Annotated in this window: 8 protein-coding genes; 6 read left to right on the top strand and 2 right to left on the bottom strand. The window is 57.3% G+C overall.

Annotated elements, in window-relative coordinates:
• Position 1: 1 nt before the first annotated feature.
• From ACNH6H_RS24000 to ACNH6H_RS23975, 6 genes are all read left to right on the top strand, one after another.
• Complete coding sequence (locus ACNH6H_RS24000) at positions 2–1,102, top strand: glycosyltransferase family 4 protein (protein ID WP_418320791.1); 1,101 nt, start codon at positions 2–4, stop codon at positions 1,100–1,102.
• Between the two features lie 515 nt (positions 1,103–1,617).
• Positions 1,618–2,733, top strand: coding sequence for a glycosyltransferase family 4 protein (locus ACNH6H_RS23995; protein ID WP_418320790.1), 1,116 nt, complete (start codon positions 1,618–1,620; stop codon positions 2,731–2,733).
• 4 nt (positions 2,734–2,737) lie between these two features.
• Complete coding sequence (gene asnB / locus ACNH6H_RS23990) at positions 2,738–4,687, top strand: asparagine synthase (glutamine-hydrolyzing) (protein WP_418320789.1); 1,950 nt, start codon at positions 2,738–2,740, stop codon at positions 4,685–4,687.
• Positions 4,688–4,690: 3 nt separating this feature from the next.
• Positions 4,691–5,146, top strand: coding sequence for a glycosyl transferase (locus ACNH6H_RS23985; protein WP_418320788.1), 456 nt, complete (start codon positions 4,691–4,693; stop codon positions 5,144–5,146).
• 20 nt (positions 5,147–5,166) lie between these two features.
• A complete protein-coding gene (locus ACNH6H_RS23980; protein ID WP_418320787.1) occupies positions 5,167–5,625 on the top strand; it encodes a glycosyltransferase in 459 nt (152 codons plus the stop codon).
• Between the two features lie 850 nt (positions 5,626–6,475).
• On the top strand, positions 6,476–6,844 hold the full coding sequence (locus tag ACNH6H_RS23975) for a hypothetical protein (protein ID WP_418320786.1): 369 nt from the start codon (positions 6,476–6,478) through the stop codon (positions 6,842–6,844).
• A 399-nt stretch (positions 6,845–7,243) separates the two neighbouring features.
• On the opposite strand, the gene ACNH6H_RS23970 is transcribed toward ACNH6H_RS23975, so the two are convergent.
• Together ACNH6H_RS23970 and ACNH6H_RS23965 are read right to left on the bottom strand one after the other, a co-directional pair.
• Positions 7,244–8,683, bottom strand: a complete 1,440-nt coding sequence (locus ACNH6H_RS23970) for a DUF1501 domain-containing protein (protein WP_418320785.1) — start codon at positions 8,681–8,683, stop codon at positions 7,244–7,246.
• Complete coding sequence (locus ACNH6H_RS23965; RefSeq protein WP_418320784.1) at positions 8,683–12,366, bottom strand: DUF1800 family protein; 3,684 nt, start codon at positions 12,364–12,366, stop codon at positions 8,683–8,685. Before ACNH6H_RS23965 ends, ACNH6H_RS23970 begins: the two co-directional genes overlap by 1 nt.
• Between the last annotated feature and the right edge of the window lie 61 nt (positions 12,367–12,427).

The raw sequence follows: 12,427 nt of genomic DNA, 5'->3' as shown, positions 1-12,427 counted from the left end.
CATGCGAATTAGCCTCATTGCGCTGCACTTTGCAGAATATTCCTGCCGCCTAGCAGCAGCCTTGGCACAGGACCACGATGTGCAACTCATTTTAAGCGAGCCAAACATTCGGGCGGAATTGGAGGAGGAGTTCGATCAGTTCCTGCGAATCCCTAGGCTTGAGATTATCGTATTACCCCACCGAAGGTCCCCGTGGGGGATGCTAGCCATCGCATTCGCTATCGCGCGCGGTGTTAAACATTTTGAACCCGACGTACTCCATTCACATGAGGATCCCAAAGACTATCTCGTTTTAGCAATCTCATTCCTCCGTAGCCGGTACAACTTTGTTCTGACTGTCCATGATCCAGTACCCCATTCCGGGGATGACGCAATGGATTATCATAATAGTCGCCGAGGCATTTACCAGCGACTACTCAGGCGGTGGTGCACCTCAGCGATAACTCACGGAGCAAGCCTACGCGCTCAACTCGGAGTCAATTTTCCATTGCTCCAGAACCGGATTTCGATCGTTCCGCATGGTCCCCTCGGGCCTTTCGAGTTGCCGAACAACCCGCCGGAAATGGGAACGTTGCTGTTTTTCGGTCGGATCAATGAGTATAAGGGGCTGCGCTATTTTGTTGACGCGGTAATTAGATTGAGAGCCGACGGTTACGCTGTTAAAGGAATAATCGCAGGGCGCGGAAGCGACCTAGAACCAAATCGTGAAACTATTCTAGAAAATGACTGTTTCGAGTTATACGAGGAGTATGTGCCGAGGGCGCGGGTTCACGAACTATTCACACGCGCACAGGTGATTGTAATGCCCTACATCGACGCCACCCAGAGCGGCGTCGCCGCAATGGCAATGGGTTTCGGTAAGCCTGTGGTTGCAACCAATGTCGGATCCATTTCGGAAATGATAGTTCATAATTCAACAGGGATACTAGTAGCACCCCGTGACTCCAACGCACTTGCAAACGCAATCCAATTCTTAATAACTGATAACCCAAGATATCAGGAGTTAGTCTCTAATGTCCGCGACGCGCGCCTCGGCTGGCAAGGCATTGCGCGAGCAACCGTGGAGGTGTACGCACGGACTATTCGAAAGAGTAAGGGTTGATGAGACTGATGCACCGTTCGTGCTTCACATGATTGGAAATCCGCTATCGAACATCGAGTCATAATATGATTAATTATCTTCACTCATGTTCCCATTATCTCTGGCGTAAACGCGTACCACTGGTACCCTGGCTTATCAAAGTTTTTAGCCGACTTGCCTTTGGCGTGGTTCTTCCGCCCTCCGTCAAATTGGGACGCGGAGTGATTATTAGCTACCAAGGGCTAGGCACTGTTATCCACAAGGACGCGATTATCGAAGAAGGGGCAATCATTTCTACTGGCGTGACCGTTGGTGGCCGTGGCGGCCGGGAGGGAGCCCCGGTGATCCGAAAAGGAGCACTAATTGGCACAGGCGCGAAAGTGTTAGGCCCCATCGAGGTCGGCGCCTTTGCTTCGATAGGCGCAAACGCTGTCGTATTGATGGATATCCCACCTTATGCTGTCGCGGTAGGAGTGCCTGCTAGGGTAATTCGAATCAACCGACCTAATGATGTCCCAAATTACTCAGACTTCTAGATGGCTGAACATTTTGAAAAGGGCAAAGTGATCGTAATGCTTGGCACAGACCTATCCTCGCCAGGAGGGATAACTACGGTCATTCGGTCGTACGTAGCAGGTGGACTATTTGAGCGATGGCCGATCCACTTTCTGGCGACTCATCATCAAAAATCGGTAGCCAGCAAGCTGCTTATCGCCCTGTATGCATTGTTTCGCTACCTAGGTTTACTATTGACCGGCCGCGTCGTTGCCGTGCACGCACACACAGCAGCTAGAGGCAGTTTCTGGCGGAAGTCAACATTCCTTCTTATAGCACGTCTAGCTGGTAAGCCTACCATACTACATCTGCACGACGGTTCTTTTCCCGATTTCTATTGGGAGAAATGTGGACCGACTGTTCAATGGGCTATTAGATTTGTCCTACGGCGAATGGATTGCGTTGTCGTACTGACGCCCGGTTGGGCAAATCAGATTGGAAGAATCGAACCAACGGCCCGGTTCGTCGTAATTCCTAATCCCGTGGTCGCGTTAAAGACACCCCGCTGTTCAAATAGTGAAAACATCCTATTCCTCGGCCGACTCTGGCGAGAGAAAGGGATTTATGATCTCGTGGATGCTGCGACTACTGTAGTGAAAAGATATCCTCGAACGAGGTTTATCTGCGCCGGCGACGGCGAGATCGGCTCCTTAATATCATTGGTGCAAGAGCGCGGTATTGCGCAAAACTTCGACTTCCCGGGATGGGTAGACGGTCCTGACAAAGACTCATTGCTAGCCACCGCCACAATTTTTGTACTGCCCTCGTATTTCGAGGGTTTACCGCTCGGAATGCTTGAGGCGATGGCAAACGGGATCCCCGTCATTGCGACGGACGTCGGAGGAATTGCCGAGGCTTTGGGCCCGGACGCCGGTGTGTTGATTCCACCCGGCTCTCCTTCGGCATTGGCCGATTCTCTAGTATCTCTCCTCTCAGATCCGCAGCGTCAACTAACCATGGGGGGGGTTGGTGCCCGGCGCGCAAAACAGGAGTTCTCACCCGAGGTGGTGTTTCGCCGGATCGGCGATCTTTACACTCAGCTCGGAATTTCCCCTAATCCTGGAGCTTTTATCTTCGCGCCGAAAGTGCAGGATTAGAGCCATGTGCGGAATTGCAGGATTTCTGACAGGGGCGACTCGCTGGGGTAATGGAGCGATTCCGACAGTGCTTGGGGCCATGGGAGATGCGATTCGCCACCGGGGTCCAGACGATAAAGGAGCTTGGTTCGACGCAGATCACGGAATCGGCCTCGCTCACCGTCGGCTTTCGATTGTCGATTTGTCGCCAGGTGGACACCAACCAATGGCTGCTGCGGACGGCCGTTTTGTGGTCGTGTTTAACGGAGAAATTTATAATCATCTAGACCTGCGGCAGGACTTGGAAGCCGTTGGGTGTCGGTTTCGCTCGGCCAGCGATACGGAAGTCTTGGTGGAAGCGATTGCCCACTGGGGCGTATTCAAGACCTGCGAACGATTGCTTGGCATGTTCGCTTTTGCGGTCTGGGACCGTCTTGAAAAGCGGCTCACCGTTGCCAGGGATCGTCTAGGCAAGAAGCCTTTGTATGTCTTTCATCACGAGCATGGAGGCATTGCCTTTGCCTCTGAATTAAAGGCTTTAAGGCATTTTCCAGGTTTCAAAGCGGAAATCAACAATCAAGCACTGTCAGAGTATTTTCGATACTCCTATATAGCGGATCACCTGTGCATTTTCAAGGATGTCGAGAAGGTAATGCACGGCACAATCATTCAGTTCAAGTTAGGTGAATTGGCTCAAACCCAGCGCTACTGGTCGCTCGCGGAGGTGGTCAAACATGGCAAATCCAATCGGATCTACCAAGAAGCGGAGGCTGAGGAATCGCTGCTTTATCTGCTGCGAGACGCAACGCAAAGGCGCATGCTTGCCGACGTACCTATTGGTGGCTTTCTGTCCGGTGGCGTTGATTCGGGCCTGGTTGTGTCTCTCATGCAAGAAGCCAATTTTAAAAAAGTGCGAACCTTCTCGATCGGCTTCCGAGAGGCGGCGTTCGATGAAGCGCCTGTGGCAAGAGCCGTCGCACGCCACCTTGGGACTGACCATACCGAACTGTACGTCACTGACATCGATGCGCAGCAAGTAGTGCCTCAACTCCCGGATATTTTTGACGAGCCTTTTGCCGACGCGTCGCAGATCCCCACGTACCTTCTCGCCAAGCTAACGCGCAATCAGGTAACTGTGGCGCTCACAGGGGATGGTGGGGACGAATCCTTCGGCGGGTATCCGCGTTATCGAAACCAGCATGGTTTGGTTGGAGCGCTGTGCTCAATGCCCCGGCCAATGCGCTCTGTCTTAGCAGATACCATTAGCGCTGTACCAGCGTCTGCATGGGAGGCTGCTGTTGGGCTCATGCCGTCACGGCGCCGGCCCCGCTTCGTCGCGTCAAAAATTGCTAAGGTGATACGCGCTATGCGACTTGATAGCGACGTCGAACGTGCCAAGGCATACCTTTCTTTTTGGTCGCCGCCAGATCTCATCACTGGCTACAAATCATCCCCGTCCGATCCCTTCTCCGCACCTCTGGCACTAGACTTAGAACCCTCGGAATCGATGCAATTCTGGGAAACACTGCACTATCTCCCCGGCGATCTGCTGACAAAAGTCGATCGCGCCACGATGGCGGCATCGCTGGAAGCACGAAGTCCGCTACTTGATCATCGCGTGGTTGAGATGGCATGGCGCCTTCCTCCCGCAATGAAAGCAAGCAATCGAGCGTCAAAGCTTATTCTGCGGAGTCTGTTGTTCCGTTATGTACCGCGCGAGCTCGTAGACCTACCTAAGCAAGGCTTTTCTGTTCCAGTTGGAAAATGGATGACAGCTGGGCTGCGCGATTGGATGGAAGAACTTTTCTACTACGGACGACGTAATACGGGAGAAACACTTAACTGGCTCATGATCGACGACGCCTGGCGTGCGCACCTTGCAGGACGTGTCGGATATTCCGAGAAGCTTTGGATTGTGGCTATGTTCTGCTCGTGGCATCAGCGCTGGTTTGCATCAGCCGGTTCAAGGATATAGCGCATGACAAAAAAAAAGATTCTCGCGGTAGCCTCTGGAGGTGGTCATTGGGTTCAGATGTGTCGACTACGACCCGCACTTGAAGGCCTCGATGTCACATTCGTCAGTGTGAGCGCGGATTATGCAGAAGACGTCCCTGGTTCCGATTTTTTAGCGGTTCGCGATGTTAATCGCTGGGATCGGTTTGGATTTGTGATCTTGGCCTGTCAATTTCTTCGCATCTTCTGGAGAGTTCGCCCCGACGTGGTTATGACCACCGGGGCAGCGCCTGGGCTCGTAGCTTTGCTGCTCGCCAAACTCTTGTTTAGAAAAAAGACAATGTGGATCGACAGCCTTGCCAATTGTGAAAAGGTGTCAGGCTCCGGGATGCTTGCCCGCCATGTAGCTGATGTATGGCTAACACAATGGCCTCATCTGAAAGACGGTCGCAAACCTGATTACTGGGGCGCCATCCTATGATTTTCGTAACCGTTGGATCCATGTTGCCATTCGACCGTTTGATCATCGCAGTCGATGCGTGGGCCGGACAGGCGGGACGTCACGATATCTTTGCGCAAATCGGAAATACCGCTTATCAGCCGCGAAATTTCGGTTGGAAGCCGGCGTTGCCTCCGCACGAGTTTGCAGAGCAGATACGGGCGGCAGAACTGATTATCTCGCATGCGGGCATGGGAACAATCATAACTGCTCTGACTGCGGGCAAGTCTATCGTCCTGCTTCCTCGCCTAGTTGCGAACCATGAAGTAACGACAGACCACCAAATCCACACAGCGAATTGGGCAAAGGAAAAGTCTGGCATATTCGTTTCCCCAAATGTCTCGGGATTGCCAGCCACCATCACTGAAGCGCTCAATCGGCCACTCATCGCTACCCCCTCTATTTCGGCTAGCGCACCTGCAGACTTCGTTGCCAACGTCCGGCGGTTTCTTACTGAGTAGCGCCCGGGAGCACTGTCTTAGTCTTACTTTAAGCGACAAGAGGGTGCTAATGCCGAAATCACTAATTAACCTGTATAAGACCTCACTTGGCGTCGCTGTCCGTTTGCAGGTGGGGAGGATTCATCTATTCTCGTCGCCTGCGAAGACGGATGACGCGCAGCGTGATCGCTCTACGTTTTTTCGTTTGCTTCGGGGTATCAATATACGCGGAGCACACTCAAGAATGGTGGTGCAGGCATTCATGGTTTCGGCATGTTCTCTCAATTCCTACGGAGCACAGTCTTTCGCATGGATCGATGCCACGGGTGGAATCCAAGTTGACCGTCTTCCAGGCACGCTGGCTCCTATGCCCAAATCGGAAGTATCGTATCCAGGGGCATCGAATGTAAGCGCATTTACGGCGCTAGATCCCTACATGGTCAATATCATGGGCACAATGTCTCAGGCCCACCTTGCTGCGCCGCGCATGCATAACTTCAGTGGAAACTTGCCATTTATTAATTCGACAACTAACGTACCTGATGCCGCTGTATTACAAGGGTGGGATCCGTATAGGAACAACTCTGTTAATCTGACTGACTCCCAAATAACCAACGATGGGCTTGCAGGCCGGATCGAAAAAAGAAGCGGCCGCACGGTTATTAGGTATAACGCAGGAGATGGGATCACTGCGGGAGCTTGCAGATCCCAACTTGTAAGTTATCCAGTTCCACCCCGAACCCATGTCCGATGGGAACTAGTGGTGGCTTTTGGGGGGCACGATAGAGGAGACCATTGGGCCCTGACACCACCGAAACTTAGCCCAGTTCTGTTTTGGCAGCTAAAGAGCTCCTCTAGTCCGAGTCCTTCCATGTCTGCTGTTGTTGATACTGATCCCCAAGCGCCAGATAAATCGTTAATTCTCACGTTCTTTGCCAAGGGCGGAAATGTGCCAAAGTTAAGGCCAATTGCTCACGTATCGGGCATACCTCGAGCGACGTTCATTCCTATAGTAATCGAATCATTTCTCGACGAACGGGAAAATGACCAAGGCGGCAAAGGCAGGGAGCGCATATGGGTAAATGGCAATCTAGTGGTTGATGCGCTGGGCCCGACCCTGACCCCGGGATCTGGCTACCATCGATGGGTAATGGCCCAGTACCTGTATCGCGAAACAGAGCCCTCGAAATTTACCAGGGCATCATTCTGGCAAACAGCCCGGATGATCGTACTCCCGTGATGGTTAATACTACCGGATGGATGTGAAAGGGTGAAAGGTGCAAATGACCCCGCTGTAATCACTTAGCGGCAGAATGCATTAGTGGCTATCGAGCCCATGGCTGAACGCAGTACGAACGCAAAGACACCGCAGAAGCACGACGTGCACCGCACCCGAAGCAGGTTACGTTACCCAAAAGGTGGCAGTTCCTTGAGCGTGCCGTTCTTTAGGCGCTCCCATTGTGTCCGCCGAGCCCATCGCTCAGCACCCCAGGTTGACTGGGGTCCGCGGGCGCCGAGCCAGGCAGGCGCAAACGACTGGCAACGCGATAACTTCAATTTTTTGGCCGCCCCCGTGTGGCATGCTCGCTGACCCCCTATATAGATAGAGGTCAGACCGGGGCACCCAAGCTTCTCACGATCAGGCCCACATCATTGGCGGTAGCCGGGCCCCAAATGCAGCGAGATCTGGTAACACCATTTCCTGCTCCGCCCGGCTCAGGCCCATCCAGCCGCCAAGATTGCCCGCCAATTCGGCCACCGAGATTCCCGGCAGCAGCCGACCTGAGCCGACTTCTTCGCTGGTGCCCAGCGCCGTTGTGGGAAACCGCCCATGAATGGTCGCGCCCCGCACACCGCCGCCTGCGATGAAGTGATGCGATCCCCAGCCGTGATCGCTGCCGTCGCCATTGGTCGTCAGCGTGCGGCCGAAGTCCGACGCAGTGAACAGCGTAACGTTGTTCAGCATGCCCATCGTGTTGAGCGACGACAAGAAGTAGTTGACCGATTGCGCCACTCGCGCCATCAGCACCGGCTGATCGCGCATTTGGTTGGCATGGGTATCGAAGCCGCCGATCGAAACCATGAAGACTTGGCGCCGCATACCGAGCGTCTGGCCAGCGGCGATCATTTGAGTCACCATGCGCAGCTGCTTGGCCAGCGAATCGTTGTCCAAGGTCGCGGTGTTGCCGGGGCTCACTTGGCTTGACGGAATTGCAGGTACGTTGCCCGAGGCCAGGGCCGTCTGCAGCATCGCGTCGGCAGCAATCGAGCGCTGCATCACGCGGGTGTATTCGGATTGCAGCGCGGTGTCGCCGTTTGCCGCGAGCGTGTTGCGCAGCACATTGCCGGCGGTGCTCGAGCCGTGAACCCACGAGTTGCCGAGCGCACGCGCCTTTACCGGACCATTGGCGCCGACCTGGTATTGGGTGACCGTGCTGCCGGACAGGAAGACCGCATTGCCGGCGGCGGAAACCGCGGTGAACATCGGCTGCTGGTTCGCTGACATCAGGATGTCTCCCATGCGCCCGCCCCAGCCAGAACGCGCGCCTTCGGGCGACAGCGATTGCCACGTCGATTGCTGGTCGTTGTGCGAGAAGAGTTTGGACGGCACATCGGTTCCGGCCAGGAATTCCGCCTTGGTGATCGGCCGCTTCAGTGGGCCGACGTTGGCAACGATGGCAGCACGGCCGGCTTCATACCACTGCCGCAGCGGCTGCAGTTCTGCCGGCATGCCAAAGACGCGGCCCGCCTCTTGCGTGGTGCTGGTGATCTGCTGCAGATTGGCCAGCGGCCAAGCCAGTTCGCGGCGCACGGCCGCATATTGGCCGTAGCCGATGGCGTCCATAGGCACCACCCAGTTGTGAGAATCGTTGCCGCCAGCCATGAACAAACAGACCAGTGCGCGGTAGGGGCCGGTCACCGTGGCTGCGCTGGAACTCTGGCTGGCCAACGTAGCCATCCCGGCCAGACTCATCGCCAGCGGCGCACTGAATCGGTGAATGCCCTGCCCGGCTGCGGCGGCGGCAAGGCCGGAGGCAGCGCGCAGAAATTGCCGTCGTGATTGGTTGTTGTGGCTCATCAGCGTTGCACCAAGTAGTCGGGGGATGCCAGCGCGACGAACAGCGCGACGCGCGCTCTATACAGATGACTGGCTTCGGAATTGCCGGCTACGCCGCCAACGGCATCGCGAATATCTTGCCGCAGGGCCTTCGGCATGCGGCCAGCAAAAAGCAGCAGATCGAGGTTGTCGATCAAACCATTTAAGTTACCGGCAGCGGCGAGGGCCGCCTGGGCCGACAGCGCCACGCTCACGTCGCGCGCGCTGCCGGTCCAGCCCAGGCCGGAGCCAGCCATCGTCTCGGCAAGATTCACCCACTCGGCAGTGCTCGATTCGTTGACGATCTGTAGCTCTGGCGCGGTGGCTCCGGTTGCGGCCAACGTGCTATTGGGCGGCACATAGCCAGGGCGGAAATAGCCGAATACGGAGGGTGCATGCAATGCTCGCTGGCTTTGCGAATCGAGTTCCCAGGCCATCATGAATCCACCGGTCGCCGAAGTGGCACCGAATGCTCTCATCCAATGAGTAACCCGCAAGACGGGCTCCCGCAATTTGCCAAACTCTCCGGTCGGTGCTTGCCGCGCCTCGGTGTCGAGCAGGATGGCACGAACGACTGCTCCCAGATCGCCACGCACACCTTGGCCATTGTTGTTGAAGGCTGATGCAACCCTTGCGACATACGCCGGGCTTGGATTGCTGGTTACGAAGCGCTGAATCAGCTGCCTGCCGATGAACGGGCCAACATTTGGGTGGTTGAATAAGGTGTCCAGCGCAATGCGCAGACTTTCAGCAGCGCCGGTATTTGCGGGGATGGTCACCGCATGAGACTTGCCAGCAAATAGGCGCTTCTCTGCCGAGGAGTGCTGTCCGGGGTAGGCCTTCATCTTCTGCAGATCGATGCGCGTGTCGCCAGCCACTGAATAATCGGGGCTACCCCAGCGGAAGTTGTTCTCTGTCAGCTGCGCATCCGGAAAGCCCCAGCTCCAGCCGGTGAACACCTTGGCCAGCGCCATCACGTCGGCATTGTTGTACGTCTCGATCGGCTTGCCGCTTGATTCGAGCTTCTCGGTTCCGTCAATATTCAGTTCATGCAGGCCGATGGTGAAGAGCTGCATCACTTCCCGCGCAAAGTTCTCGTCCGGATTCCTTCCTGTTGCCGCATCCTCCTTGCGGTTGCGGATGTGCGACAGGTAGATGCCCATGACTGGGCTCAGTGCCATGTCTTCCAGCAGGTTGCGAAAGTTGCCGAAGGCGTGTCGGTTCAGCGTATCCAGGTAGTGGGCATACGCTCGCGAGTGGTGATGCAAGTTGGAATCGGCTTGCGAGACCATGAAGATCTGATGCAGAGCAAAACCCATGCGCTTTCGCAACTGGTCAGGGCTGCTTGCGGCATTTGCCCAGAACCGTTGGCCCACTATGGCCGTCGAATAGCTCGCGCCTCCGGGGCGATAGGCCGCACCGCGGTCGAACTGAGCTTGCACGGCATTCACGAAATCGGGGCTTGCCGGCTGGGCCAGCTGATCTGCAAGCCACGCCGCATCGCTTACGCCGGCCAAGCGGGCGATCTCGGCGGGGGTGGGGCCGAAGGTAGCTTGCTGCAGCAGGCGCGAGGCCTCGTTCTTCCGTGCGATCGCAAGATCGGCGGAACCAGAGCCTACCCAAGTTATGCGCAGCGCAGCGTTCCAGGCCAATTCACCTTGCCCGGCGATGACATCGATGCCATCGAAAGCCTTCTCGTTGCTTCCTTTGTCGACCACGGTCCCCGGCGCAACGGGAAGCAGCGTGGAAGTCCCATCAGTCAGGTAACTGACATACAGATTCCTGTCCTCGCCATTGATCACCGCATCGTTGGTGAACACCACATCCACCTTCGACCCGGCCCTCAACCCCGGCGCACTGAAGCTGTAATCAGCCGGTTCGGTCGACCGAACCTCGACGGTGCCGATCACGGTGCCGTCCAGCCGCACCACCATGATCGGCCCCACCCCGCCCGCCAACGATCCACGCGCGCGCACGGTGAGGGTCGGGACAGCTGCACCGGCGCCCGTCGATGCAGGCGCTGCGCCCTGCGCGAAGACCATTCCACCCGCGCCGCTTGCATCACGCCAAGTGCCTGTCACCTGTTTGCTCGTCCCGACTTCGCCGGTGAAGGTGTAAGAGCTGCTGCTGCCGGCGGCAGTGACCTTCAACACACCACCGGAGGACACGGTTCCGCTGGCTGTAAGCGAGACGGTGCTGCCGTTTCGAACCAGCGCGACCGTGCCAGTCACGCGCCCGGACTGATCGACGACGAGGTTGGCGGTGCCGGTTTCCTTGCCGGTGACGGTGGCGGTCAGGTTGCCGGCAAAACTGCTGGGCGCCGCCGCCGAATACGGCGCAAGGCTAGGTGCAAGGCCGCTGGCGCTGAGCACGAAGCTGCCTGTACCGCTGCCACTGGCCTGCGCCGCCAGGTAATAGGTGCCGCTGGCGGTGGGGGTGAAGGTGATCCTCGAATCCGCCTGGCCCGCGGAGATGTTGTCGTTGACGGCCAGCTGTTTCAGGTTGGCGTCGAACAATGCAAGCAACGGGTCGGCCAGCGTGCCGTTCTTGTTGCCGGCGCCCTTCAGATCGAATTGATAGGCAACGCCGGCTTGCAGGCTGATGCCATAGGCGTCGACATCGCCGGCGCTGTCGACTCGGCCGAAGACGCTGTCGCCGGGCAGCAAACGCACTGGCCCGGCCTGCACGCCCGGGATCAGATCGGCAGTGGCACCTGCGGTGGTGCGGCACTCGTTGCCTGCCGGCAGTTCACCGAAGACGAAGCGCCGGACGCTGACCGGCGGTGCACCGTTGAGCTGCACCTGCCCCGCGCACGGGTTGCGGAAGCTCACCGTATAGCTGCCGGATTCGTATTTGACGCCGTGGCGGTGGGCCGAATAAAGCGACTGGCCGCCCACATACAGCTCGAACGGCCCCGTGGCCTCGCCGCTGCTGATGTCGCCCTGCACCAGGTTCCAGGTCGGTGAGCCGTCGGCGTTGTAGTGGAACATCGCCATGAAGAGGCGGTTGTTCTGCACCTCGACGGCATAGCCGCGGCCGCCTTCGGCCGGGTTCCAGTACCAGCCAACCTCGGGCTGGTGCGGCTGCGTGGTGGTGGCAAGACCGTTGAAGTCGAAACGCGTCGACGGCATGCGCCGGCCGCTCGAGAAGATCGCCACGGCATCGTTGCCGTTGAAGGTGATCCATACATAACCGGCCGAGGTGGACGTCGGCTCGCTGTAGACCGGGGACGCGACGCTTTGCCCACCCTGGAACTGCCGCATCTCGCCGAAGAAGCCGTAGCTGCCGTCGGAGCTGGCACCGAAGGTGCCGCGCGCCACGTACCAGATTGGCTTGCCGGTGCCCTCCTCGTACATGAAGAAGCCGGCAAAGCCGGCATCGCCCTGCGCCTCGAACATGAAGCCGGTGCCACCCTCCTGCGGGTTCCAGTACCAGCCGTTGGCGGCAAAGCGGGAGACCGACGGCGCCTGGAAGGCCAAGGCGACCTTCTTGCCTGAATCGAGCATCGACCCAGCCGCGGCCTTGGCCGACTCGACGACATCGCCGCCGCCGCAAGCGGCAAGTAACAGTGAAGACGCGCAGGCCACCGCAGCGCATAGCCTGCGGCCGAAGGCGGACACCGACGGGGTGGTGTGCTTTTGGACGAGGGAAACAAACATGGTCATGAAATCAGCCTGATCGTGAGCAACAACGATTTGGGTGCACGGGAAACGTGCCGCGCCGACT

The sequence above is a fragment of the Pseudideonella sakaiensis genome, assembly GCF_048320135.1.
Classification (GTDB): Bacteria; Pseudomonadota; Gammaproteobacteria; order Burkholderiales; family Burkholderiaceae_C; genus Ideonella_A; species Ideonella_A sakaiensis_A.
This window is presented reverse-complemented; position numbering and strand designations above follow the sequence as displayed.

Coding starts and splice junctions, on each gene's coding strand:
- ACNH6H_RS23985 (WP_418320788.1), top strand. CDS start 4,691: ATGACAAAAAAAAAGATTCTCGCGGTAGCCTCTGGAGGTGGTCATTGG.
- ACNH6H_RS23965 (WP_418320784.1), bottom strand. CDS start 12,366: ATGACCATGTTTGTTTCCCTCGTCCAAAAGCACACCACCCCGTCGGTG.
- ACNH6H_RS23995 (WP_418320790.1), top strand. CDS start 1,618: ATGGCTGAACATTTTGAAAAGGGCAAAGTGATCGTAATGCTTGGCACA.
- ACNH6H_RS23975 (WP_418320786.1), top strand. CDS start 6,476: ATGTCTGCTGTTGTTGATACTGATCCCCAAGCGCCAGATAAATCGTTA.
- asnB (WP_418320789.1), top strand. CDS start 2,738: ATGTGCGGAATTGCAGGATTTCTGACAGGGGCGACTCGCTGGGGTAAT.
- ACNH6H_RS23980 (WP_418320787.1), top strand. CDS start 5,167: ATGTTGCCATTCGACCGTTTGATCATCGCAGTCGATGCGTGGGCCGGA.
- ACNH6H_RS24000 (WP_418320791.1), top strand. CDS start 2: ATGCGAATTAGCCTCATTGCGCTGCACTTTGCAGAATATTCCTGCCGC.
- ACNH6H_RS23970 (WP_418320785.1), bottom strand. CDS start 8,683: ATGAGCCACAACAACCAATCACGACGGCAATTTCTGCGCGCTGCCTCC.